The sequence below is a fragment of the Paenibacillus wynnii genome, assembly GCF_030812855.1.
GTDB classification, from domain to species: Bacteria; Bacillota; Bacilli; order Paenibacillales; family Paenibacillaceae; genus Paenibacillus_AQ; species Paenibacillus_AQ wynnii_A.
In genome coordinates, this window is the sequence record NZ_JAUSTK010000022.1 from 1 (window position 1) to 25,653 (window position 25,653).

The window sequence follows — 25,653 nt, forward strand, 5'->3', positions numbered from 1 at the left end:
CTTGAAGACGACGAGGTAGATAGGTTGGAGGTGGAAGTGCAGCAATGCATGGAGCTGACCAATACTAATCGGTCGAGGGCTTATCCAAATATCTAGACGCAGATTCGTTTCGGATCCAGTTTTCAGGCATCAAGCCTGATATATTCTATGTAATTCGTTTGGTGGCGATAGCGGAGGGGTTCCACACGTACCCATCCCGAACACGACCGTTAAGACCTCCAGCGCCGATGGTACTTGGACCGAAGGGTCCTGGGAGAGTAGGACGCCGCCAAGCGAATAACCACAATGACTGTGGTATTTTTTTTGCTCATAACATTTATATACGTTAGAAGGGCCCTTAGCTCAGCTGGTTAGAGCGCACCCCTGATAAGGGTGAGGTCGGTGGTTCGAGTCCACTAGGGCCCACCATTTTCCCTGATAGCTCAGTTGGTAGAGCACTCGACTGTTAATCGAGTTGTCACAGGTTCGAGCCCTGTTCGGGGAGCCACTATGGAGAGGTGTCCGAGTTTGGCCGAAGGAGCACGATTGGAAATCGTGTAGGCGCCACAAGCGTCTCGAGGGTTCGAATCCCTCTCTCTCCGTTGCATTACTTCCTTAGCAAGGGATGAGAACCCTCAGAGGTTCATCGCAATATTATTTTCTTAGTAGTTTGGCCCGTTGGTCAAGGGGTTAAGACACCTCCCTTTCACGGAGGTAACATGGGTTCGAATCCCATACGGGTCATATCATGGAGGCTTAGCTCAGCTGGGAGAGCATCTGCCTTACAAGCAGAGGGTCGGGGGTTCGAACCCCTCAGCCTCCACCATAATTGTATATTGCTTATGACGCGGGGTGGAGCAGCCCGGTAGCTCGTCGGGCTCATAACCCGAAGGCCGCAGGTTCAAATCCTGCCCCCGCAACCAATTTTCTTTATGCCATATTTTCTTGGGTAATGGTAATATGGTATAGTGTAAACAAGCATATTAATTTCTGACGCGGGGTGGAGCAGCCCGGTAGCTCGTCGGGCTCATAACCCGAAGGCCGCAGGTTCAAATCCTGCCCCCGCAACCAATTCTTACTTATGCAATATATCATGGAACCGTGGTGTAGTTGGCCTAACATGCCTGCCTGTCACGCAGGAGATCGCGGGTTCGAATCCCGTCGGTTCCGCCATTTATTTTTCGACAGGGATGAGAACTAGAAAGTTGGGTTCCTTGGAGCATGGGAGTATCCAGTCAGTTCCGCCATTTCGTTAATTAGTATTGGGGATTAGCCAAGCGGTAAGGCAACGGACTTTGACTCCGTCATGCATAGGTTCAAATCCTATATCCCCAGCCACTTCACCCTATGATGTGAAGTTAAGCTTCAAAGGTAATCCGAGTAACTCTCGGACGCCTCTTATATGCGAGCCATTAGCTCAGTTGGTAGAGCACCTGACTTTTAATCAGGGTGTCGAAGGTTCGAGTCCTTCATGGCTCACTTTTATTAGTATCGTGCGCGTGTGGCGGAATGGCAGACGCACCAGACTTAGGATCTGGCGTTTCACGACGTGGGGGTTCAAGTCCCTTCACGCGCACCATATTTTGCGGACGTGGCTCAGCGGTAGAGCATCGCCTTGCCAAGGCGAGGGTCGCGGGTTCGATTCCCGTCGTCCGCTCCATATAGATTTTGCGCCCTTAGCTCAGCTGGATAGAGCGTTTGACTACGAATCAAAAGGTCGGGAGTTCGAATCTCTCAGGGCGCGCCATTTATATTCTTAACCCATTTATATTGTCGGGACGTAGCTCAGCTTGGTAGAGCACCTGGTTTGGGACCAGGGGGTCGCATGTTCAAATCGTGTCGTCCCGATTTTACATTTATGCGGGTGTAGTTCAATGGTAGAACTTTAGCCTTCCAAGCTAATAGCGTGGGTTCGATTCCCATCACCCGCTTACTGATAGACCAACATCATAGAATACATCATCTGGGAGCTGCGGATTACGCGGCTCTTTTTTGATTATTAACGAAAGAGAGCAGTCTAATCATGATCTCCATGAGTTAGACTGCCCTTTATTCTCTACTGAATTACTACGGTGAATGTCACTATTGCAGCCAAATCTGCTTTGGGTATGGAGCCAGGTGGATTATAGAGCGTAACCAGATAGGTTCCTGGGCCTTCACTGGGCTTAAACCGATAGGAGAAACCATCCTTAGTTATCGGAAATGATACAGGCTTGCTTTCGATGCTGCCCGTCTTGCGGTATGTTAATCGCAGGGAGGGGAAGTTGAAGCCGCCGGATTGAATACTACCGTTAATATCCACATAAGACGAGCTCTCAGCATAACCGGCCGGCCAGGCTTGCCCATCTTTAGAGGTCAACTTCAGCTTCATCTGCAGTGATTCGTATAATACGTACCCACTATAATTAAATGGGATATCCGCAGGTGATATATCTGCCGTTATAGGAATGGAGTTAATTACTCTTCCGTTGGAATTATCACGGTATACGAATTCGTTAGACCCAGGTAAAAGAGGAATGGTTACCTGCTCTATGGTATATTTGGACCCGTTATACCCCTGAGGGGGTTTGTGTTCAATATATCCCCATGAACCGGAAGACCCTAATCGGCTATTCTCATAGTTGAAAGAAGGCCCCACGGTAGTGAGAACGTTAAGAGTTGCTTCTGCTTTCACTGCCTTTTCCGGAATCCGAGAATTCGTAAACCAACTCTTATATAATAAGGTCACTTTTTTAGAAGTTGCATTATAACTAAGCTTCAGGCCAAATTGATCCCGTAAGAAGCTTAGCGGAACAAGTGTTGAACCACTCTTTTTCTTAACCGAAATTTGAGCAATCTTAGTGTTTTTTCTATAGACTTCCCCAGTCTTTAATTGGAGTCTAAGTGTATTATAATAGCCGTTCTCAGAGAAGTAGACAGCATTTTCTTGTGCAACATATTGCATCTGTCCTTTGATAAATTGGACGATATCCTTGAGAGGTAGATATACTGATCCGTCAATGACTGTAGGCGACGTACTGAGCGAAATAAATTCGTTCTCTCGAGACTGAAAGGCTTGTGAACGTCCGATTCCCAGTGTAAGCTCATCTTCAATGGGAAGCAGTACCACATCGGCGCTCTTGAGCAGATTAATAACGGGCCTGAAGCTGTAGAGCATAGAAATGAAATCAGAAAGAGAAGTCCTGCTCTCAAACGTATAGCCTACCTTATGATCAAAAGTCCAATAAGCGGAATAAGCTCTGTCTGCACCGGATCCGGTCACTGTCACAATACCGTCTGTCCCGGGAAATGGGATGCTGAATTTGGTTGCATTAGTAAAGGCTTTAGTGAGCTTCTGTTTCTGGGTCACTTTACCGCCAGCTGCCTGATCGGCATAGAAGCTCCATTTGTCTTTTTGGTGCAAAAAAATATCGGATGTTGCCATCGTTTGGGCGTTACCGGCTGAGATTTGAAAAAGAGCGTGCTTGGAGTCAGGTGGAGTACTGGGAGTATTGGATGTGGACGGCAGCGTACTGTTTTTAGAGGGTAGAAGTGTACTCTTAAATACCTCAATCTTATAACCATCCTCCAGCAGCTTGCTCGATATTGCGAAATACTGCCAGTCCGAGTCGGGTAAGCGAGTAGGTAAATAAGAGATGACCGGACTTTGAGTATACAACTGATTAGCTAGCGGTTCCCAGATACTCCGGTAGCCGTAACCCGGATCCAACACGACACGCTCAGTATTGCTGCCCGGTTGTGCTGCATGTACTTCTATTGATGAGGTAAGAGACAAGGAGCTTATGAGTAAAAGAGCTGCAAGTGTTAGAGTAATCCATCTTCGTGCTTTTCTAAATTGGACCACTATGGTACCTCCTTAATAAAGTGTAATAGGGATGGTTATTTTCAATATAGACGCTATGATTTCCAAAAAGTTGCAATTATGGTCAAGGTTAAGGGGCGTCCCAGCGGCCATTACATGGCGTGGAACACCCCTTTAGCTATAACATACTAGATTCAACTGTATGGTCGGTTTTCCCTTTATACTTCCTGCGGAGCAGGTAAACCAAGCCCGGCGGCGATACGTCGCCCGAACTCCGGATCGGCTTTGAAGAAATGCCCGATTTGGCGAATTTTGATATCATCTCTGTCGACGGGAGCCATGGCACCCACGATATTGTGCACTAGCCGTAAACGCTCCTCTTCACTGAGCAGACGGTATAAGTCACCAGGCTGTGTGTAATGATCGTTATGATCATAGGCAACGCTGTCTGCTAAGCCGGATACTTCAAAGGGAAGAGATTTATGTTGCGGAGATTCTGTCGGTCCGCCGTAGCTGTTAGGCTCGTAATAAACGGAACCGCCACCGTTATTGCCGTTAGTCATGGAGCCGTCCCTTTGATAGTTCTTCACTTCTGCCTTGGGTTGATTAATGGGCAGACTGTTATGATTGGCACCTACACGGTAGCGATGGGCGTCGGAGTAGGCAAACAGGCGGCCTTGCAGCATTTTATCAGGAGAGGCTTCAATTCCCGGTACGAAAGAGCCAGGAGAGAAGGTAGCCTGTTCGACTTCTGCAAAATAGTTCTCCGGATTACGGTCGAGCACCATGCGCCCCACTTCAATTAGAGGGTAATCCTTCTGCGACCATACCTTTGTAACATCAAACGGATCAAAACGATACGTAGTTGCGTCTTCGATCGGCATAATTTGCACATGCAATCTCCAGGCTGGAAAGTCTCCTTTATCAATTGCGTTGAACAAATCCTCAGTATGATAATCCGGGTTTTCCCCGGCTATTTTAGGAGCCAAATCCACATCTAAATTCTGTACGCCCTGTTCTGTTTTGAAATGATATTTTACCCAGACTGCGCCACCCTCCGCATTTACCCATTTAAACGTGTGGCTTCCGAAGCCGTGCATATGTCTCAGTGTAGCCGGTATTCCACGGTCTGACATTAGTATAGATACCTGGTGCAGAGACTCAGGAGATAGAGACCAGAAGTCCCAGACGGCATTCGGATTCTTCAGGTGGGTCTGAGGATGACGTTTCTGTGTATGAATAAAGTCGGGGAATTTGATGGCATCACGAATAAAAAAGACCGGTGTATTATTCCCTACAAGGTCATAATTTCCTTCCTCTGTATAGAATTTAACGGCAAAGCCGCGTGGATCACGCACCGTATCAGCAGAGCCCAGCTCGCCGGCAACTGTAGAGAAACGAATGAACATGGGTGTACGTTTTCCTAATTCGGATAAAAAGCTCGCCTTGGTATATTGGGATAGATCATTGGTTACCTCAAAATATCCATGGGCTCCAGCACCCTTAGCATGGACAACACGTTCCGGGACACGCTCTCTGTTAAAATGCGCCAATTTCTCAAGTAAATGAACATCTTGTATTAAAGTTGGGCCACGGGAACCTGCTGTCATGGAATTTTGATTATCGCCTACAGGAGCACCCCAGCTCGTTGTAAGGTTGTTGTTGGAACTCATAAATAGGATCACCTCTTAGGATTTGATTTTAGATTAAGTATAAATACTATGATAACAATTCTCATTGAAATTGCAATCCTTTTTTATAATAATTTTAAATAAGCAACTCTATAGGATTAAAAAATATAAATTGTGCTATGTTTCCTGATCATATATTGTGGATATATTACAAGTCGAGAGATGGAGATCGTGATGCGAAGACTAATACATATGCCCTATGAATTTACATCGGAGGAATATTCATTCATACGGGAGTTAATGCTGGACGAGAATGTGCGGAGAAGTACATTATTCGCTAAAGTAATTATTGGAATAGAGACTGTTTTGGCGGTTGTAGATCTAGGTGCTTCTGTCTCCAATATCCATGGCAGCTTTCATTTTAGCTTTTATTTCATGATGTATATGCTGATGATCATCCTTAATATAGGCGTGTTAATCGTAGCTAAACGTTATGAGAAGTGGAAGGGACCGGTCCAGCAAAAGATTATCTGTTACGAGACGCTTTTTGTTATATATGCCGTAGTGTTCATGTTATGGGGCAGTATTATCACTTTGGTAGATCAAAGATTATATGGCCAGCTTATGGCCTTTGTGGTTAATGTTATCAGTCTCTCGGTAGTTTTTTATTTTAGAAATAGGCTCCTGCTCATTCCGTACATACTCTCGACCCTTGTGTTGTTTATTGGATTACCTTTTTATCAGACCTCGACCAATGTATTAATAGGCCATTATGTTAACATTAGTATTTTTTTATTTTTTTCGTGGGTGGCTACAAGAATTTTGTATATTACGTTCTTTGAAAGTCTATATAGAAAGGTACTCCTCAGTAAGAGTAACGAAAGATTGCAGGAGGAGATTGAAGAGAATAAGAGGGTGCATAGGCAGCTTACCAGTGTGAACGAGGAGTTAATGAGATTATCCTTTGTAGATGAGCTTACAGGCATACCCAATCGCAGGGCTCTTTATCAGAGGATAGAGAGGCTGCTGCTAGAGGAGCAAGAGCTCCACAACCCGGTTTCGCTCATTATGGTGGATATCGATTATTTTAAACCCTTTAATGATAATTATGGGCATGTAGAAGGAGATCGGGTCATCAAAGCCATCGGGCAGGAAATCAATATGGCTGTCAGACACTCTACAGATTTGGCTTGCCGGATAGGTGGAGAGGAGTTCCTGTTTGTAGCCTGCAACACTAAGGAGAACGAAATTGCCCGGCTGGCGGAGAATATCAGAAGAAGAATAAATGAGATGGCCATCAGACATGAATATTCTGCTATCAACGACTATGTTTCGGTAAGTCTCGGAACGGCAACGGGGATCATAAAGAACAGCAGACAATTTACAGATCTGATGCGCTTATCAGATGAATCGTTATATGTGGCTAAATCAGAGGGACGTAATTGCGTGAGAAGTAGTCCGAACTTAATCAATCCCACCCTATGATCAGAGTGGGATTGGGATTAGTTTTTGTGATGATAAGTTATTTTTTAATATACATTCTGTTGTAATACTCATCTAGCATACGTTCTGTCGCAAATTCAATTCGTGTGGTTTCGATACTTTTCTTCATCATTTCAACCCACTGATCACGTTGGTCATAATAGGTTGGAAGTACACGGTTCAGAAGAGTGTCGTATAGCGCATCACTATCATGCTGATCTAGGACTTTGAAGTCAGTGGTTTCGAAGCCGTCTCCAATTTGCCAGCCATTCTCACCATCTATACACGCTTCTGGCCACCATCCGTCCAGAATAGAACAGTTGAGCACACCATTCATTGCTGCTTTCATGCCGGAGGTCCCGCTGGCTTCCAACGGACGACGCGGATTGTTTAGCCAAATATCAGAGCCGCGGGTCAGCTGTGCCCCAATAGTCATATCGTAATTCTCCAAGAAGACGACGCTTTTCGGATATTTTTTCATCATAGCTACCAGGTTGCTGACAATCTTCTTGCCATTATCATCGAGTGGATGAGCCTTGCCGGAGAAGACGATCTGGATCTTACCACTTTCCAGATACGGCTCGATAATATCCGGCTGCGAGAAGATCAGGTCACTTCGTTTGTAAGGTGCAGCTCTGCGTGAGAAGCCAATCAGGAGATTGTCAGGATTCAAGGAAATCCCAGACCGATCTTTGATGAATTCAATTAACTCACCCTTGATCTCTGTATGTGTAGCCCACAGATCTCCACCCTCTTCGAAGGTTTGAGTTATACGTTCATCCACCCAGGTAGGGGTATGAATAGCATTGGTGATCCCGATAATTTCGGATCTGCCGGCGACTTCCTTCCACATTTTCCTTGCGGTCACGGCATGCAGTTGAGCTACAGCGTTGGAAATACGCGACAGACGTAGTCCGGCAACGGTCATATTGAACGGCTCGCCGCCAATGCGTTCCATTTGCTCGCGGGATAACCCGTTGAAAGCGCCCATATATTCTAGACGGTCCAGAGGATGGGCCTCATTCCCCTCCATAATGGGAGTGTGGGTAGTGAATACGACTTCTTCCCGTGTCGCTTTCCATGCTTCCTCAAACGTATGGCCCCCGGACATCTTTTCACGAATTAATTCAATAGCCGCCAGAGCAGCATGACCTTCGTTGAAATGATATACATCAATAGGTATATCCAAGGCCCGCATTGCTTTTACACCGCCGATACCAAGGACAATTTCCTGTGCGATCCGTTCCTCGCCGAACCAGCCGTATAACTGACCGGTAATCCAGGCATCGCTATTCTCTGGAATGTCTGTATCCAGCAAATATAACGGTTTGTTGCCGAATTGCTCCGTTTTCCACACCTTACAGATCACATCGATCTTTCTGACTTTTACTGTAACCCGTACTCCTGTGTCTTCCAGAAAATCGTATACATAATTATGATAGGAGTCGTATGGACGGCCTTCTGCATCAATCTTTTGATCGGTATAACCTTGCTTCCACTTCAAACCGATAGGGATGATCGGTGCATCAATATCCTTGGCGCCCTTGATGTAATCACCTGCCAGAATCCCCAGACCCCCGGCGTACATTTTAAAATCGGAATGCAGTCCATACTCCATACTGAAATAAGCCACTGTTGGTAATTTGGTCTCGTTCACTTGATAAGCCTCCTAATAACGAATTAGATTTAATAAAGGTAAATCTGTCGGCATTATCTTAGGTGCAAACGTTTGCTCAAAAATACATAATAGGACTTGCTGAAAGCGATTGCACATATATTCTAGCACACATGAAGCGGAAAAGCATATCGAAGTTTTTGAATCCTTTTTAAAGTAGGTCTGTTTGTCTAGTGCTGAAGTAGCGTTCCAATTCTTGCCCCGAGCTATATTTCCCAAATAATGCGTCTTCTATAACAAAGCCAAAGCATGTAACCGAAAATAATAAAGTTACATACAACAACCTGGGAGGTACAGAACACATGAAAAAAAGCTACATGATTCTTGTTAGCTGCGTTTTGGCAGTTAGCCTGACGTCGGGTGCTGCTTTGGCTAAATCCCCAAATGGGAATGGAAACGGAAATAAGCAGGGTGCCACAGAAACTAAGCCTGTTACTGCACCAACAAAAACTAACGACAAAGTGGTAAAAGACAAAGCAACCGTGACTTCCGCTACATACGCTACGTATGGAACTAACGGACACAATGGATATAAGGGACTTCTCAATGCGATCGAAAATGTTAAGGACAAGCCGGCCGGTGCCGTTATTGCCGACCTTTTGCTGACCAAGTATAATACTCAGCTTACTCCTGAAATGAAAGCTCAGCTTGAAGCGATTAAGGAAAAGGATGCGGCGTTATCAGCACTTGCCGACATTCTGGCCCAAAAAGGTAGCGTAACCGATGCGGTTTATGTGGAAAAAGAAGCTATTCTAGCCAATGTCAAAAACCTGGATTCCTATAAGAAGCTGGGCAAGCTGTACGAAAAAAGCGGTAAAAGAGGTGTGAAGCTATTCGTTAACGGTGTAGAGTCCTCTTCGGAAGTTGCTCCTATTCTAACATCCGGAAGCACATTAGTGCCGTTCCGTGCTATTTCTGAGGCATTACAAGCAGAGGTGGTCTGGAATCAGAAAGAACGCTCCGTTACCGTAACCCGCGATGGAGTTACTGTGAAGCTCATTATTGATAAAAAGACCGCATACGTCAACGGTCAACCTGTCGCGCTGCAAGTACCCGCATCCATTGTAAAAGGCAGCACAGTTGTACCTGTTCGCTTCGTGAGTGAAGCCCTGAAGGCTACTGTGAAGTGGGAGCCGGAATCCCAAACGGTTGTAATCTACGAAGAGTAGGGTTATAAACTGAGGTATACTAAGAATTGTAGAAGTATAAAGGTTAGTTAGAAGGGACACGGCATAGCTGCCGTGTCCTTTATTATTTCAGGATGGGTGAAACGGTTGGTTGATTAAACGGGTCAAAGCCAATAAGATAGAGATTATGAGCAATTAAGCAACCGAGGCGTGTAGCAGATATCACTTAAAGAAATAAGGAGCTGTAATATGAGCCGTACAGTAACCGTGAAAAATGTAATCATCGGTGAGGGTACACCGAAGATTTGTGTGCCGATTATGGGGGCCACCGTATTGGAATTGAAGCAGGAGGCGGAGTCGCTGAAATCGCTATCTCCCGATCTGGTCGAATGGAGGACAGATTTCTTTGAGCAAGTAGAGGATATTGAAGCCGTTAAGGAAGCACTATTAGAAATCCATTCTGTCATTCCAGACCTGCCGCTCATCTTCACCTTCCGCAGTGCCAAAGAAGGCGGTCAGAAGGGAATTAGCACAGAATATTATATCACGCTGAATAAGATGGCCGTCGAAAGCGGTCTAGTCGATATGATTGACGTTGAATTATTTAATGATGAAGCGGATGTCAAAGAAATCATTGCAGCCGCACATGCCAAGCATGTGTTCGTAATTATATCTAACCATGACTTTCATGGAACCCCTCCCAAGGAGGAAATCGTATCACGCCTGCGAAGAGCTCAGGAGCTTGGGGGAGATCTTCCCAAAATTGCGGTGATGCCAAACCATCCGGGGGATGTGCTGACTCTGCTGGAAGCCACCTATATCATGAAGGAACAATATGCAGACCGTCCGATTATAACGATGTCTATGGCGGGGACAGGCGTAATCAGCCGTCTTACGGGGGAAATATTCGGTTCGGCCCTGACTTTCGGCGCGGCTCATAAAGTCTCAGCACCGGGCCAGGTGGCCGTCGCTGAGATGAGGGATATGCTGTCCTTGTTACATCGAAATCTATAAGAACTTTCCGCCTTATCAAGAGACTCAACAAGGAGGAGGGATGAGATGAAGACACCTCATATAGTTGTAATCGGCAGTTTAAATATGGATATTGTCATAGAAGCAGATAGATCCCCACAGCTGGGAGAAACCATTCTAGGACATAATGCTCGGTTCATACCGGGCGGTAAGGGTGCGAATCAAGCGGTAGCGGCTGCTAGACTGGGAGCTAGAACGACAATGATCGGCGCAGTCGGAGCAGACAGCTTTGGTCAAGATCTCCTGCTGGCCTTGGATACCGATAAGATCCACAGAGGTTCCGTTAAAGTCGTTGAGGGCAGCTCCACGGGAGTAGCTTCTATCTTTATCACTGGCGGCGATAATAGCATTGTGGTTGTACCGGGTGCTAATTACAAGCTGCTGCCTGAGGATATCGACAAATATGATGACATTATTCAGGAAGCAGATATCGTTCTTCTGCAGCTGGAGATTCCACTTGAAATGGTGCGTCACGCGGTAACAAAAGCCAAAGCCATGGGCAAGACAATCATTTTGAATCCTGCACCTGCACAGGCTTTACCTGAGGATCTGCTGAGAAATGTGGATTACATTACGCCTAACCGGTCAGAACTAAGTTTACTTACGGGGATGAACACCGAAGGCAAAGCGCTGGAAGCTGCAATGAGAACTCTAGCACAACTGGGAAGTAATGTAGTGACAACCCTTGGGGAAGAGGGATCAGCTTTTCTGGAAGAGAAGAGCACTCTTCAAAAGGTATCCGGTTATAAAGTTCCAGTTATTGATACTACCGGTGCAGGAGATTCGTTCAATGCGGGATTAGCCTATTCGCTGGCATTAGGGAACAGCTTGGAGCAATCCGTTGCATTCGCAGCTAAGGTATCTGCATTAGCCGTTACCCGATTTGGGGCCCAAGCAGGTATGCCTAGCCTAGAGGAAGTAACGATGTTCGGAAATAATACGTTGTGATTTGAATGTAAAAAGAAGTCGCTCCTATTAGAGAGCGATTTCTTTTTTTAACTTAGTTAATTACTTTTCCGTCCCCGTATAATGATGCACAGCATCTCTGAGGAAAGCTGCAAGGCCGGGCTGCCGCTTGTCGTAATACGCGGTAAACCGTTCATCGTCTACATACATCTGTGCAACTCCGGCATGAGCTTCCTTGGAATACGTGCCCCAGTAGAAGGATAAGCATTGACGGTGCAGGTCGGCTGCTTTTTGTGCCAATACACTTGCCGGGTCGCCTCCTTCCATGGCATCAACTAACGATTCAAACATCTCCTCCTCCAGCCTTTGGATATCCGCATGTTGTTCTTCCGTCATGTTTTTCACTTTTTGATTCGATTGATCTATAGCGCTATCGCCGTATTTCTCACGTATTTCTTGTCCATATTTTTCCTCATTGTCATCAATCAGCTTTTGCTTGAAACCCTCGAATTTTTCTTTATCACTCATTGTTATTCTCCCTTCTGTAGATGCCAGTGTTTTTTCGACGTTGGCGATTAACAGGTTTAGTTGTTTTCTTTTCTCCAACAGCTTGTCGTGGTGTTCCTGCAATGCTTTAGCCCCATCAAATGAAGGTGCGGTTACAATGTCCTTGATGCTCTCTAGACTTAAGCCAAGCTCACGGTAAAAAAGAATCTGCTGAAGTCGGTCTACCTCGGCCTGCCCATAAATTCGGTAACCGGATGAGTTGATTCTTGCCGGCTTAAGAATTCCAAACTCATCGTAGTAACGCAGTGTTCGAGTGCTTATCCCTGCCAGCGTTCCCAGCTTTTGCACGGTGTATTCCGTAGTACCACCCCCCAGATCTGTTGTCAGCTTGTGCTTACAAATTAACTGTACTCCTTTACGTAACGGCAATGTCAAACCCTTATTTTGAAAAAGTAGATCCGTATGTAAAACAGCGCCAGTTCCCTATCGGATGAAGCTCTAGGGAGACTGCCGCTGTTATTTTGGAGAATCAGAAGTAGGATGGAGATTAGCCCTTATTAACCTGTGCCGCAAAATAATCCTGCAGCTCTGCTAGCTTGCGGGGATCAGCCAACACCTTTTCCGGGAAATAATGCTCAGCCACAAGATCCCAGGTAGGAACAATTTTTTGAGCTGTGATGGCTTTGATAGCGATCTTCACCGTTTTGCGTTCTCTGGCATTGGAGAAGGTATCCTTGTAATGCTGTATCCGTTCAAAGTCCAGTTCGTTGAAGACCGCCCGGAAAATCTCTGAGGTCATCCGCGCATCATCCAGTGCACGGTGTGCAGAGCCTGAAGGATCAAGCTCAAACAATGCCATTGCGCCCTCTACACTAATATCGTTACTAAGGCCGCGAGCCCGCAGAACGCCCTTCAGCAGGTCGAAATAAGGAGCAGCCAGCCAGTAGGAAACATCCATTTTGTGTATACGGACATCCTGTATAATCCGCTTCATATCCTCGCCGCCCCATGTAAGCAGTAGAACTCCATCTGTGCTTAGGTCGAGCCATTCTCTAAAATCGGTGATAACCTTGGGGAAGCGATCGGCTACGTCGATCTCCTCTTGGGGAATACCGGTCTTTTTCTTAATAAAGGAATTCAGGGTCGAGAAATATATGGGTTTGATCAAGGAAGAGAATTCATCCTTATACTGCAATGAAGAGTCTAACCGGACGGCTCCAATCTCAATGACCTCCATAGGGTGGTCGCTGGCAAACTTACGGCCGTTGAATTCGATGTCCAGAATAATATAATCCACAGGTACTTGCCTCCGTTTCCGTGACTGACGCGTAACACGTGCTTGCGCCGACAACTCTATTTTAACAAAAAAAGCGGGACAACGGGGAATAAGGAAGTAAATCAAGTATGTGATGCTTGCTAAGATTGTATCCTTCGTTTGTAAAGTTTTCGTAAAAGGGTTGAATTAAACCGAAGGGACAGCTTAAACTAAATTGAAATTCATGTTATTAGAAAAGGAGTAACCTACCTGTATGGAAACGGACCCACAAGCAGAAGTAACACCGGGCATCGGCAAGGGGAAGTTATCGGCACTTATTGAGGTATGGGGTGTCTCTACAAAACTCGGATTAACCTCTTTCGGAGGGCCCATTGCGCACCTTGGTTATTTCCATGACGAGTATATTCGGCGGCGTAAATGGATGGATGAACGAAGCTACGCCGATCTGGTTGCCCTCTGTCAGTTCCTTCCCGGTCCTGCAAGTAGTCAGGTTGGGATTGGTATCGGAGTCGTAAGAGCTGGACTGCTGGGCGGCATCGTTGCATGGTTAGGCTTTACGTTACCTTCTGTCATAGCTTTAGTGGCTTTTGCGTATCTTCTTCAAGGCTTCGATATTGGACATGCAGGCTGGATCCATGGATTGAAAATCGTAGCTGTAGCAATTGTAGCTCATGCCATCTGGGGTATGGGGCAGAAACTTACTCCGGACCCTGTTCGGGTCACCCTAGCGGTTATTGCCATGGCAATCACTTTGTCTTGGCAAACGGCTTACAGTCAGGTCATTATTATTCTTGCCGCTGGAGGTATTGGTTTAGGGTTGTATCGCAAAAAAGCTATAGAGGGTACGCAGAGCTTGCCCATTAAGATAAGCAGAACGTTTGGTGTGGTGTGCCTTACTTTATTCTTCGCTCTGATTCTATTGCTGCCGTTATTCAGACAGTGGGGGGACAGCAAAGGCTTGTCGATGATTGACAGCTTTTACCGTTCAGGATCCTTGGTTTTTGGCGGGGGGCACGTTGTGCTGCCGCTTTTGCAGCAGGAAGTGGTTCCTGCGGGCTGGGTTACACAGGCGAATTTTTTGGCAGGGTATGGAGCCACTCAGGCTGTCCCAGGTCCTCTTTTTACATTTGCGGGTTATCTTGGAGCTATGGCGGGAGGCGTGCCCGGGGCCATCATTGCTGTCTTAGCCATTTTCCTGCCGGCCTTTCTTCTTGTCGTTGGGGTGTTGCCTTTTTGGAACGGCTTAAGAAATAATCCGAAGATCCAAGGTGCATTGATGGGTGTAAATGCGGCTGTCGTTGGAATCTTGCTGGCGGCTCTATATGATCCCCTTTGGACTACGGCCATTCTGCAACCTATGGATTTTGTATTAGCTGTTTTATTGTTTACCATGCTTGTGTTTTGGAAGCTGCCCCCTTGGATGATTGTTCTAACGGGAGCTGCCGGAGGGTTGGTGCTTGGTTTTATTTAAGCAAATAACAGGATATTTCCGGATCAACCGCAAAATCAGTGCTTGACTATGTAGCCGACAAAATGGGGCTTAGCACCAAACGGGTGTATAGCAAAAATGAGGTTAGCTTGGATCTAGCCTTATGAGGAGGAAAGCGAACAATAGCGTCATTGGAGGGACTTGACTAATAAGTGGACACGGTAAATGCAACCCAGGATAATAGAATAGACTCTAGAAGATGTAGTACCTGCGGTTGAGCGTCAACGTTATAAAAATGAATTCCGTCAATCGCCCTTAGATGGTGCATTCCGCTAAATGAGATGTAAAAGTGCAATTGAATCGCCCTCGGATAGCGGATTCGGCTAAATGAGATGTAAAAGTGCAATTGAATCGCCCTCGGATAGCGGATTCGGCTAAATGAGATGTAAAAGTGCAATTGAATCGCCCTCAGATGGTGCATTCCGCTAAATGAGATGTAAAAGTGCAATTGAATCGCCCTCGGATAGTGGATTCTGCTAAATGAGATGTAAAAGTGCAATTAAATTGCCCTCGGATGGTGCATTCCGCTAAATGAGATGTAAAAGTGCAATTGAATCGCCCTCAGATGGTGCATTCCGCTAAATGAGATGTAAAAGTGCAGGAATCGGTGGGAATCGGGTGTGTCAAGAGCTGAAATGTTGTAGAAAGTGCAGGAATTAGTGGGAATCGGGTGTGTCAAGAGCTGAAATGTTGTAGAAAGTGCAGGAATTAGTGGGAATCGGGTGTGTTAGGAGCTGAAATGTTGTAGAAAGTGCAGGAATCGGTGGGAATCGGGTGTGTTAAGAGCTGAAATGTTGTATAAACTGCAGGAATTAGTGGGAATCGGGTGTGTTAAGAGCTGAAATGTTGTAGAAAGTGCAGGAATTAGTGGGAATGAGATGTAAAAGTGCAATTGAATCGCCCTCAGAGGGTGCATTCCGCCAAATGAGATGTAAAAGTGCAATTGAATCGCCCTCAGATGGTGCATTCCGCTAAATGAGCTGTAAAAGTGCAATTGAATCGCCCTCAGAGGGTGCATTCTGCTAAATGAGATGTAAAAGTGCAATTGAATCGCCCTCAGATGGTGCATTCGCCAAATGAGATGTAAAAGTGCTATTGAATCGCCCTCGGATAGTGGATTCGGCTAAATGAGATGTAAAGTGCAATTGAATCGCCTCGGATGGTGCAATCCGCTAACGGAGTCCGTTATTCTCCAAATGTAACCTTTTTGAAGCAAATAAGGGCTTTGGTGTCCGTAGCTCCAGAAAGAGGAGAATTTAAATAAAAAGACACCCTCTTCTAATCAAGAGAGTGCCTTAACAGAGTTTACATCATTTCTGGAGAAGCTGAGATTCCTGATAGGGGAACTGTAGTTGTTAGTACAAGGCTAGATAGAAATTCGCTTGTATTCATTCGGTGTCACACCTACTACACGCTTGAAGAGTTTGTTGAAATAAGCAGGATCGGGATATCCGACTTCGCTACCTATTTCGTGAACCTTTAGATCAGGAGAGTTTTTGAGCAGCTGTTTAGCTTTACGGATTCGGATTTCAATAATGTAATCAGTCAGAGTCAACCCCGTCTCCTGCTTGAACAGTTTGCTCAAATAACTTGGCGTCAAGAATACCATGTTTGCCAGATGATTAAGCTCCGCATGCTGATTATAGTTGGCTGTTATCCAGCGCTTCACCGTCTCTACTGCTGTACCTGACATTTCTAGGCGGTTGGTTCGTATTTCGTTCAATGCAGACGAGAAGACGGAGGTAAAGAGGTTCTCCATTTCCTTGAAGCTCGTACAGGACTGAATGTTTTCCTGCAACCGGATGTGGGTTACTCTTTTATAAACAGCCTCGAACTCCTGCAGCTCCTTGCTTGCAGTCTCCTCAATGAGATGACAGATCTGCAGAATTTGATCCGAATAAGCTTGTTGTGCTCTTAACTCTGAAAACATTTTATGAACAGAATCCATTACTCCCGTTACATTCAGAATTTGCAAGTCATGAATCAGAGACTCATTAAAAGCAGAAAAGGGAGCTGTAGTTACAGCCTCAGACTTGCTAATCTCTTGGATATTCGCGTAATGGAAAGTCTTAGGGCTGTAGATACCGGCATCACACGCCTGTTTGGCTTCTAGATAGGCTTGTCTTAGCTTGGAAGGATCATTATAGGAGCAACTGGAACCTAAATGCTGAACATGCTCTGGGGATTCTCCCATGATTAGATCAGCTATATCCTTCATCTCATCAAAGGTGAGTTTCCGTTCCGAATACCAAATCAAGACATGGAGACCTTTATGAACTTCTATATCGTCGAACAGAAATTCCTTCTCTTGCCGCAGACTGTCTGCACAAAAACAGACCGCTTCTTGACAGCTTTCCTTAAGAACAAATGTCGTGAAATAAGGCTGGGGCAAGGTAAGGCCGGTCATTAGAATGGAAGAAGGTTCTTCAATATGAAGCAGTGACAGCAGCAGACCGGATCGGTGCCCCGCCTCTTTCTCCAGCTGTTGTCTCCGTTCTTCATTGAGGCGGTACAACAATTCAAACAGCTGCTCTTTATCGATAGGCTTTAGTAAATAGTCCACAGCTGAACTGCGAATAGCTTCCCGGGCATAATTAAACTCAACAAATCCGCTCATCAAAATAGAACGAATCTGAGGGTGGCTGGCTTTCAGCCTTTTTATAAGCTCCAGGCCGTCGATTTGCGGCATGCGGATATCCGTTATCACAACATCAAAATGGAGCTCCGGCATCCCATCAAGAACTTGTTTGCCATCGGGATACGTTCCAACTATCAGAAAATTATTACTTTCTTTACTGATCATCCGGGCCAGACCTTCACGAATCAGGACCTCGTCATCTACAATCACAATTCGCAGCAAAACAGTTAACCCCTTTCCAAGCATGTATTATTCTTCGCCGGCCTTAGTCGAAGGGTCCTCAATCCTTAAGATAACACGGGTTCCTATGCCAAGTTCGCTCTCCACACGGAGACCAAACGCACTTCCGTAATGCAGTCGAATTCGTTCATTCACATTTCTTAGCCCGATTCCGAATTTTTCTCCCGTGGCACCATCTATTAAGCTGTTATTCAAAGAAATCAGTGTATTCTCATCCATTCCGACACCGTTATCCTCCACACAAAATACAGCATGACCACTCTCGAACTTAGCGGAGATCATCAGCATACCAGGACCTTCCTTTTGATCCAAACCATGAAAAACTGCATTCTCAACAATCGGTTGAAAAACCAGCTTGATCATAGGAAGACTTAAGAAAACTTCCGGAACCTCAATCTCGAGCTTGAATTTGTCGGGAAACCGGATTTGCAGCAGGTGAAAATAATTTTTCACATGCTCTAATTCATGTTTGACCGTAACCGTCTCGTCGCTGCGGGTAATACTATAACGCATCTGAAGCCCGAGCAGATAGGTAAGCTTAGCTACCCGTGGATCATCATTGCTCTCCGCAAGCATACGGATGGATTCTAAAGTATTGTAAATAAAATGGGGATTAATCTGATTCTGAAGCGCCCGCATATCCGCTTTTTGTTTGCGTTTCTCTGTAACGGATACTTCCTGTAGCAGATCCTTAACCCTAATAATCATCCGGTTAAAATGACTGCCGAGCATTCCAATCTCATCGTTATATTTAGGGTGCAGCCAAACATCAAGATTACCATGCTGCACTTGCTTCATTAGGCGGACCATTGATTTCAGAGGTTTGGTCAACGCGTGTGAAATTACTGTAGCTACGAAGAGTGCAAATGCTACAATAACTAAGGTAGTGAAAAGAAGCGTATTCCGGTTTTTCTCTACAGGTGACAGGATACGGTCTTCTGGAATTGCAACCAATGTAGTCCAACCCGTCTGCTTAGATATGGTGTATACCACCAAGTAGGACTGGTCATCCAGGTCCATTTGAAAATGTCCCTCTGGCTGGGTTGCCTTCTTCAGTAGTTGCTGCGTGTTAAGGGACAGCTTCTTATCCGCTTGTTCTCCATTGACAGCATCATCATAGATTAGCCCACCTTTGTTATCTACAATCAGCGTATTTCCCTGAGTAACGGCGTTGACGGGATCAATAATCCCTTTAAAGAGATTAATGTCCACATCAAATGCGATAATGCCGATTTTCTTCAAGGTATTCACAGAATTTACAGTACGTAGAATGCTGAATACTTCCCGTTGTTCACTAGAGTTCACATGGATGGTGTGTCTGCCCTGAATGACCGGGGCCACTCCGGCAGCTTCAGTTAGACTTTTCCATTCCATTTGTTGTTCCTCAGGAAACAATTGATTAATACCTGGATCTCTATTATAAAAAACAGAGCCGTACCTATCCACTAGGTAAACGGCAAGAATCTCTTCCTTTGTATGATGCAGATAGCTGAGGAACATATCCAATTTAGTGTTCTTATCCCAGTCTGTAATCTTCTGCTCCAGATAGAACTGGACGTCCGTATTATACAGCGGAAGAGCAGTATACCGCTTTAAGTCGGCAATATAACGGTCAATGGTATCGGAGGCGTTAGAAGTCATTTGGCTAGCACTCTCGGTTGCATTGACCAAAACAGAATTAACCATAGAGCGGGAAGTCAGATAGCTCACATACGTTATAGGTATCGAGACTAGAAATACAAATACGACGATGAGTTTCCGCTCCATAGGCAGGTTGGCTAGGAATAACCATATGTTGCGTAATATCCTCCGGATGTATGACACCATAGCTGTTATTCCTTTCCGTATTCTGCCTTACTTCACTGCGCCGCTGGTTACTCCTTCAAAAATATAACGTTGGAGGAAGATGTATAGGATTACCGTAGGTAATAGAATGATCAGAATGGCCGCACAGATGAGATTCCACTCTCCTGAATTGACCCCCTGAAAACGCATAAGGACGGTAGTAACTACACCCAGACTTTGTTTGGGCATATAAAGATAAGGGATGTACATGTCATTGTAAATACCGATGGTCTTCAGTATAACCAAAGTAGCTGTAGCCGGTGTCAGCAGAGGAAAGATGATCGACCGGTATATTTTAAATAGGGAAGCACCTTCAACCATCGCATTTTCATCGAGATCAAAAGGGATATTCCGGATAAACTGCATATATAGAATGATCTGGATAACGTCTGCACCAATATAAAGAACGATAGGAGCGCCCAGGGTGTTGTAGAGGCCTAGATCCTTGATAATACCGAAGGTCGCGACTTGTGTAGTAATGCTCGGTATAATCGTAGCCACTAGATAAGCACCGAATACCATCGGCTTCATCTTAAAGGAGAAGCGACCAAGCACGTACGCTACCATTGTCCCAAAGAGAATGTTCAGGGTCAATGTAATTATGATAATGAACAATACATTACCAAATCCGCTAAGTAAACCTCCGCGCTCAAACACGGCAACAAAGTTGTCAAAGTTTAGAAAGCTTTTCGGAAGAGCCGTGGAACTGGTTGCATTAAACTCATCCGTAGACTTAAAGGCATTGACAATGACTACATAGGGAGGGAAGAGCACTACGAATACGCCGATCAGCAGCGAAAAGTATTTAATGAAATCAATGAAGCGGAATTTTGTATGTGCCATATCTACTTATCTCCTCCCCGGTTAAGAACAAGCTGCTGTATCAGCAGTACAAACACTACAAAGAATAGCAAGATAATACTCATGGCCGAAGCAAGGCCGTAATTGTTGTAAGCAAAGGCTGTATCCACTACGCGCATTACATAAGTTTGGCTGGCACCCGCTGGACCACCCTTAGTGAGTACGAATGGCAGGTCGAATACCTCTAATGCGCCGGTAACGGTAAGGAATAAGTTCAACTGTATAACAGCTTTCATATTAGGCAGTGTAATTCTCCAAAGCGTCTGAAAAGTGCCAGCACCGTCAATTTTGGCAGCCTCATAAATATCTCTAGGAATAGCCTGTAAAGAGGCGATGTAGATAACCATGTTATAACCCATAAAACGCCAAAAGCCAATTGAAGCAAGCGAATAGTTGACGAGCCCTTCGGTTCCGAGCCAACTAGTCTCACTAAGACCACTCAGGCCAATGCTGTTCAGTAACATGTTTAATGAACCATTGGTGGTATCGAAGACGTAACCGAACATGAAGGCCACGGCCACACCGTTCATAATATAAGGGAGGAACAGCATAATTCGAAATGCATTTTTACCCCGAAGCTTGCTATTCAGAACAACCGCGAAATAAATGGCAACAATATTCTGGATAATACCCATTACGAAGTATGCGAAATTGTGTTTAAACACTAAGAAGATATCCGGAGTAGAGAAAACCTCACGGTAATTGGCCAGACCGACCCAAGGTTTCTCGGGGCTATAACCGTCCCAGTTGGTAAAGCTATAATAGATCAGTTTGATAGCTGGATAATAAGTAAAAGTTCCAAGCAAGATCAGTGGAATTAGCAAGAATGAAACGATGATTATATTTTTCTGTTTATTATAGGAAAGTGTTCCAAACATCACGGCACCCTTCTTTCATGGATATTGACAACAAAATGGATTATCCACAAAGGCGATAATCCATTCTGCGCCATCATACGTTTTACTGCAATAGTGCAGCTTCTAGTTGTATTCCTTCAGTTCATAGGATCCTTGGTTCTTAGTAACCCAGATCTTTTTTTGCTTTAGCCCAAGATTTATTCCATTTGTCAATTACACTTTGTGGATCTTTAGCAAGTACGAATTCTTGAACAACAGCTGGCAGATCCAATTGGGCTTTGTTACTGATTTCAGTAACCTTAGGATCATCAACTGTACCTTCTACAAGCTCAACACCAGTAGATTGGAACTCTTTAAGTTGTGCCAAAGTGGATTCTTTACCTTTAATCGGTGAGATAAATCCTGCAAAATCTTCATAGCCGGATTCTTCAATCATCCATTTAACGAATGCTTTGGCAGCATCCAGACTCTTACTGTCTTTAGATACAGCATAGAAGAAGTCAGGGCTAAGAGTTGCAGTAGGTGTGCCTGAATTGTCATAAGGAAGCGGGAAGAAACCTACATTATCAGCTGGAGCGCCTGCTCCGATAACTTGGTTGATAACCCAGTTGCCAAGATAGTACATAGCGAACTTGCCAGATGCGATATCTTTCTTGGACTGCTCCCAGTTGGTGGAGTTGATATCCTTTTCCAAGTAACCTTTTTCATTCAGTTCTCTAAGCAGGCTGAACGATTTACCGTAACCGTTATCCATAGTGAACGGAGTTTCTGTGTTCAATTTTTCGTTAGGGAAATCGGCTTTGCCTTCAATAAGGCGTGGTGTATCATATGCCCAGCTTCCAAGCGGCCATTTATCCTTGAAGTTGGAAGCGAGAGGAACGATGCCTTTTGCTTTCAGCTTTTCGCAGGCAGCGAGGAACTCGTCCCAAGTTTTTGGAACTTCAGTGATTCCTGCATCGGCGAATGCTTTTTTGTTATAAACGATACCAGAAGTGGAGTTACCAGTTGTAATTCCGTACAGTTGACCTTCATGGGATCTGAAGTCTTTGAAAGTGATTTGGTCAGTCAGACCCAGATCATCAAGGGATGCAAAGTATTTTGGCAGATCAGAGTTAGGAATAGTAGGGATGAACATAACATCAGGAAGCTCACCGCTGGCCATTCTTACTTTTGCTTGTTGGTTATAGTCGGTTTGAGAAGCCTCAAATTCAACTTGAATGTTTGGATATTTTTCATTAAAGCGTTTTACATATTCGTCATACTCTTTACCGATCATATCTGTTCTGTTTGTCAGGAAGGTGATCTTGCCGCTGATATCAGCTCCACCTGCTGCGGGTTCAGCGGTTGCATCGCCTGCTGCTGGTTCAGTTGTTGCATTTGCTGCAGGCTTTTCTGTTGTTTCAGCATTGTTGTTATTGTTGCTGGAACCACAACCTGTCAGCGATACAGATAAAATCAGAATAATAACAAAACATAACGAAAATAACTTTGTTTTCATTTAATTTTCCCCTTTTCGTTTGTTGTTAGCGCTTACTTCATCAGTATAACGTTAATATTGTACCTGTTAAATGGATTCAATTATTATTTATTGTCTTTATTTGTTTTAATTATAGGTCTATAATTAGTGTTGTGCTAACAATAATATAACAAATTACAATGAATACCAAATGGATTCAATGAAAAATGAAAAAGTCCGTGGTATTTTGATTAAGTGCCATCACACAACATTATGGAGGTATTATGAGACAACAACAAATTAGCCTTTCGAATTGGGAATTTAGAGCCTGCGGTGATAAGAATTGGCTTTCAGCGACAGTACCAGGTACGGTCCACACGGATCTGCTGAAGAATGAAATGATTCCAGAGCCCTTTTATGGAAAGAATGAGCATGAATTGCAATGGATAGATAAGAAAGATTGGGAATATAGAACAACAATTCAGCTTGATGATCAATGGGAAAGTTTAGCCAGTACTGAGTTAACGTTTAAAGGCCTGGATACGTACGCTGACGTTTATATTAATGAGGAACTTGCTCTCTCGGCAGACAACATGTTCAAAGAATGGAGGCTTAATGTAAAAGGACTGCTAAAGGCAGGTGAGAATGAAATTAGGGTGAAGTTTCGTTCAGTGGTAACGGAAGACCTGCCGAAGCTTGAGCAATTGGGATATGCCCTGCCTGCTGCGAATGACCAATCAGAGCTGGGCGGGCTTGAAGAGAAGCGAATTAGTATCTTTGCCCGAAAAGCTCCATATCATTATGGTTGGGATTGGGGTCCGAGATTCGTAACCAGCGGGATTTGGCGTGAGGTAATTCTGGAAGGACGCGACACTGCGGCAATAGCTGACCTATATATTCGCCAGAACCATATAACGGAGAAGGAAGCGCGTCTGACGGCTGTATTAGATGTAGCTACTCCGGAAGCATGGGAAGGATTGCTGCGTATATCCGCAGACGGACAGGAATGGATGCGGGCGGTCTCACTGAAAGCCGGCAAGCAAACCGTTGAAATGGATATCGTCGTGGATCAGCCGCGCCTATGGTGGTGCCGGGGTCTGGGTGACCCTCATTTGTACAGCTTTCAAGCGGAATTGGTTCAAGGTAGAGAAACCGCAGCGAGTGCAAGTGTACGAACCGGACTTCGGGAGATCAAGCTTATTCGGAAAAAGGATGAGCGGGGGACTTCATTTGCTTTTGAATTAAATGGGGTATCGGTCTTTGCCAAAGGTTCTAATCATATTCCGAATGACAGTTTCTCCACAGAAGTTACTGAGGAACGTTACCGTCATGAAATCGCAACCGCAGTGGAATCTAATATGAACATGCTGAGAGTATGGGGCGGCGGGATTTATGAGGAGGATATCTTTTATCGTCTATGTGATGAATACGGAATACTGGTATGGCAAGACTTTATGTTCGCCTGCAGCATGTATCCCGGGGATGAACAATTTTTGGAGAGTGTTCGTGGAGAAGCAGAATATAATGTGAAAAGATTGCGGAACCACCCGTGCATGGCCTTATGGTGCGGCAATAATGAGATCGATTCGGCTTGGGCGCATTACGGAGAAAATATGGGTTGGGGTTGGAAAAAAGAGTATAGCCCTGAAATTCGGGATGTAATGTGGGGACATTACCAGGAAATTTTCCATCGTATTCTGCCTGAAGCTGTTGAAGCCTATCACTCCGGTATCGATTACTGGCCTTCTTCTCCTCTGCGCGATCTTACGGGGGATATTAATCAACATGCTACACGCACCACAGGTGAAGGGGATGTCCATTATTGGGGTGTTTGGCACGCAACGGAGCCTTTTGAGAACTATAATCTGAATGTCGGCCGCTTCATGAGTGAATATGGCTTCCAGTCGTTCCCTGAGCTGAAGTCAGTGATGAGTTATACGGAAGAACAGGATATGGAGCTTACCTCGGATGTTATGATGGCCCACCAAAAAAATGGACGCGGCAACCTATTGATTAAGGATTATATGGATATGTATTTGCCGAAGCCAAAAGATTTCACGGCCTTCCTATATATGAGCCAGCTTCTGCAGGCTGAAGCGATACGCATCGCCATCGAAAGTCACAGAAGAAACAAGCCATTTTGCATGGGTACCCTGTACTGGCAAATGAACGATTGCTGGCCGGTAGCCTCTTGGGCGGGTATGGATTATTACGGGCGCTGGAAGGCTTTGCAATACGCGGTACGTAAAAGTTTTCAGGAAGTTATTCTCTCTGTTAAGACTACGGATGCCGGGCAACTGGATGTTCATGCCGTTTCAGATTTAAGAGAAGCGCTGAACACGGAGTTGTCTATTAAGTTATATCAATTGGATGGTTCAGTACTTGATGAATGGTCCCAATCGGTAGATCTTGAAGCAGACTCTGCGGCTGTTATATTTTCGATTCCGGTTGCTGAACTGCTGAATGGACATGCGCAAGAGAATGTAGTGTTATCTCTCGAGTTGGTATCAGAGGATCAAACCTTGGATCGCAAAGAGCACTATATGGTTCCGGCAAAAGATATGAAGTTCAGCAAACCTGAAATTACGATCGTTGAAACTCCGGGCAGCGGGGGTCTCAGCTTTACAGTTACGAGTGACATTCTCTCCAGAGGCGTTTATTTAACTTCAGAGGACGAGGGGATATTCTCGGATAACTTCTTTGATCTTCTGCCGGGTCAATCCAAAACGGTGGAGTTCTCCCAACGGGGTACAGGCGATAAGGACTGGATTCCAACGGCACCTAAGGGGCTGAAGGTTCAATCGATGGCTGATTTTATAGATGAGAGTTTGCTATAAGTCCTGTTAAGAA

General features: G+C 45.0%; 16 protein-coding genes, 15 tRNA genes and 2 rRNA genes. 23 read left to right on the plus strand and 10 right to left on the minus strand.

The genetic code is table 11. From position 1 onward, the window contains the following. The 17 genes from J2T20_RS18250 to J2T20_RS18330 form a co-directional block, all read left to right on the plus strand. A 23S ribosomal RNA gene (locus tag J2T20_RS18250) occupies window positions 1-88 on the plus strand; the annotation flags it as partial. Between the two features lie 69 nt (window positions 89-157). Beyond that, window positions 158-274: ribosomal RNA gene (gene rrf, locus J2T20_RS18255) — 5S ribosomal RNA — on the plus strand. 57 nt (window positions 275-331) lie between these two features. After that, window positions 332-408 (plus strand) — tRNA-Ile (locus tag J2T20_RS18260). A 3-nt stretch (window positions 409-411) separates the two neighbouring features. Next, a tRNA-Asn gene (locus J2T20_RS18265) sits at window positions 412-487 on the plus strand. Between the two features lie 4 nt (window positions 488-491). Then, a tRNA-Ser gene (locus J2T20_RS18270) sits at window positions 492-581 on the plus strand. A 70-nt stretch (window positions 582-651) separates the two neighbouring features. Beyond that, window positions 652-723 (plus strand) — tRNA-Glu (locus J2T20_RS18275). 6 nt (window positions 724-729) lie between these two features. Continuing rightward, window positions 730-805 (plus strand) — tRNA-Val (locus J2T20_RS18280). Between the two features lie 20 nt (window positions 806-825). Then, window positions 826-902: transfer RNA gene (locus tag J2T20_RS18285), tRNA-Met, on the plus strand. A 71-nt stretch (window positions 903-973) separates the two neighbouring features. Next, a tRNA-Met gene (locus tag J2T20_RS18290) sits at window positions 974-1,050 on the plus strand. A 24-nt stretch (window positions 1,051-1,074) separates the two neighbouring features. Continuing rightward, a tRNA-Asp gene (locus J2T20_RS18295) sits at window positions 1,075-1,152 on the plus strand. A gap of 90 nt (window positions 1,153-1,242) precedes the next feature. Continuing rightward, a tRNA-Gln gene (locus J2T20_RS18300) sits at window positions 1,243-1,317 on the plus strand. A gap of 68 nt (window positions 1,318-1,385) precedes the next feature. Then, window positions 1,386-1,458: transfer RNA gene (locus J2T20_RS18305), tRNA-Lys, on the plus strand. A gap of 16 nt (window positions 1,459-1,474) precedes the next feature. Next, window positions 1,475-1,558: transfer RNA gene (locus J2T20_RS18310), tRNA-Leu, on the plus strand. A 6-nt stretch (window positions 1,559-1,564) separates the two neighbouring features. Next, window positions 1,565-1,639: transfer RNA gene (locus J2T20_RS18315), tRNA-Gly, on the plus strand. Between the two features lie 10 nt (window positions 1,640-1,649). Then, window positions 1,650-1,726 (plus strand) — tRNA-Arg (locus J2T20_RS18320). A gap of 27 nt (window positions 1,727-1,753) precedes the next feature. Then, window positions 1,754-1,827 (plus strand) — tRNA-Pro (locus tag J2T20_RS18325). Between the two features lie 12 nt (window positions 1,828-1,839). Beyond that, window positions 1,840-1,910: transfer RNA gene (locus tag J2T20_RS18330), tRNA-Gly, on the plus strand. Window positions 1,911-2,035: 125 nt separating this feature from the next. Here J2T20_RS18330 and J2T20_RS18335 read toward each other — a convergent pair. Together J2T20_RS18335 and katA are read right to left on the minus strand one after the other, a co-directional pair. After that, entirely contained in the window at window positions 2,036-3,823 is a 1,788-nt protein-coding gene (locus J2T20_RS18335) for a stalk domain-containing protein (RefSeq protein WP_307590790.1), read from the minus strand. A gap of 176 nt (window positions 3,824-3,999) precedes the next feature. Next, a complete protein-coding gene (gene katA / locus J2T20_RS18340; RefSeq protein ID WP_307590791.1) occupies window positions 4,000-5,454 on the minus strand; it encodes a catalase KatA in 1,455 nt (484 codons plus the stop codon). A 192-nt stretch (window positions 5,455-5,646) separates the two neighbouring features. Here katA and J2T20_RS18345 point away from each other — a divergent pair, with 192 nt between their 5' ends. Next, complete coding sequence (locus J2T20_RS18345; protein WP_307590792.1) at window positions 5,647-6,897, plus strand: GGDEF domain-containing protein; 1,251 nt, start codon at window positions 5,647-5,649, stop codon at window positions 6,895-6,897. A gap of 37 nt (window positions 6,898-6,934) precedes the next feature. Here the strand turns inward: J2T20_RS18345 and glgP are convergent, their stop codons facing one another. Next, a complete protein-coding gene (gene glgP / locus J2T20_RS18350; RefSeq protein WP_307590793.1) occupies window positions 6,935-8,551 on the minus strand; it encodes an alpha-glucan family phosphorylase in 1,617 nt (538 codons plus the stop codon). Window positions 8,552-8,871: 320 nt separating this feature from the next. Between glgP and J2T20_RS18355 the strand changes: the two genes are divergently transcribed. The 3 genes from J2T20_RS18355 to rbsK all read left to right on the plus strand — a co-directional run bounded on the left by J2T20_RS18355 (window position 8,872) and on the right by rbsK (window position 11,676). Then, on the plus strand, window positions 8,872-9,738 hold the full coding sequence (locus J2T20_RS18355; RefSeq protein ID WP_307590794.1) for a copper amine oxidase N-terminal domain-containing protein: 867 nt from the start codon (window positions 8,872-8,874) through the stop codon (window positions 9,736-9,738). A 207-nt stretch (window positions 9,739-9,945) separates the two neighbouring features. Further along, window positions 9,946-10,710 (plus strand): type I 3-dehydroquinate dehydratase, encoded by a 765-nt coding sequence (gene aroD / locus J2T20_RS18360; protein WP_307590795.1) that lies wholly within the window; start codon window positions 9,946-9,948, stop codon window positions 10,708-10,710. 45 nt (window positions 10,711-10,755) lie between these two features. After that, window positions 10,756-11,676, plus strand: a complete 921-nt coding sequence (gene rbsK / locus J2T20_RS18365; protein ID WP_307590796.1) for a ribokinase — start codon at window positions 10,756-10,758, stop codon at window positions 11,674-11,676. A 60-nt stretch (window positions 11,677-11,736) separates the two neighbouring features. Here the strand turns inward: rbsK and J2T20_RS18370 are convergent, their stop codons facing one another. Together J2T20_RS18370 and J2T20_RS18375 are read right to left on the minus strand one after the other, a co-directional pair. Then, a complete protein-coding gene (locus J2T20_RS18370; RefSeq protein ID WP_307590848.1) occupies window positions 11,737-12,516 on the minus strand; it encodes a MerR family transcriptional regulator in 780 nt (259 codons plus the stop codon). Between the two features lie 172 nt (window positions 12,517-12,688). Further along, the gene (locus J2T20_RS18375) at window positions 12,689-13,438 is read right to left on the minus strand and encodes a 3'-5' exonuclease (protein ID WP_307590797.1); all 750 of its coding nucleotides are present in this window, start codon (window positions 13,436-13,438) and stop codon (window positions 12,689-12,691) included. A 232-nt stretch (window positions 13,439-13,670) separates the two neighbouring features. On the opposite strand from J2T20_RS18375, the gene J2T20_RS18380 reads away from it, so the two are divergent. After that, the gene (locus J2T20_RS18380; RefSeq protein ID WP_307590798.1) at window positions 13,671-14,888 is read left to right on the plus strand and encodes a chromate transporter; all 1,218 of its coding nucleotides are present in this window, start codon (window positions 13,671-13,673) and stop codon (window positions 14,886-14,888) included. A 1,384-nt stretch (window positions 14,889-16,272) separates the two neighbouring features. Here J2T20_RS18380 and J2T20_RS18385 read toward each other — a convergent pair. The 5 genes from J2T20_RS18385 to J2T20_RS18405 all read right to left on the minus strand — a co-directional run bounded on the left by J2T20_RS18385 (window position 16,273) and on the right by J2T20_RS18405 (window position 22,845). Further along, the gene (locus tag J2T20_RS18385) at window positions 16,273-17,766 is read right to left on the minus strand and encodes a response regulator transcription factor (protein WP_307590799.1); all 1,494 of its coding nucleotides are present in this window, start codon (window positions 17,764-17,766) and stop codon (window positions 16,273-16,275) included. A gap of 27 nt (window positions 17,767-17,793) precedes the next feature. Continuing rightward, window positions 17,794-19,611, minus strand: coding sequence for a sensor histidine kinase (locus J2T20_RS18390; RefSeq protein ID WP_307590800.1), 1,818 nt, complete (start codon window positions 19,609-19,611; stop codon window positions 17,794-17,796). 27 nt (window positions 19,612-19,638) lie between these two features. Next, window positions 19,639-20,472, minus strand: a complete 834-nt coding sequence (locus J2T20_RS18395) for a carbohydrate ABC transporter permease (RefSeq protein WP_307590801.1) — start codon at window positions 20,470-20,472, stop codon at window positions 19,639-19,641. Window positions 20,473-20,474: 2 nt separating this feature from the next. Further along, complete coding sequence (locus J2T20_RS18400; protein WP_307590802.1) at window positions 20,475-21,368, minus strand: carbohydrate ABC transporter permease; 894 nt, start codon at window positions 21,366-21,368, stop codon at window positions 20,475-20,477. Window positions 21,369-21,507: 139 nt separating this feature from the next. Next, window positions 21,508-22,845 carry an ABC transporter substrate-binding protein gene (locus J2T20_RS18405; RefSeq protein ID WP_307590803.1) on the minus strand — a complete coding sequence of 446 codons (1,338 nt, stop codon included), beginning with the start codon at window positions 22,843-22,845 and terminating at the stop codon, window positions 21,508-21,510. 242 nt (window positions 22,846-23,087) lie between these two features. On the opposite strand from J2T20_RS18405, the gene J2T20_RS18410 reads away from it, so the two are divergent. Then, a complete protein-coding gene (locus J2T20_RS18410) occupies window positions 23,088-25,640 on the plus strand; it encodes a beta-mannosidase (protein ID WP_307590804.1) in 2,553 nt (850 codons plus the stop codon). The last annotated feature ends 13 nt before the right edge of the window (window positions 25,641-25,653 follow it).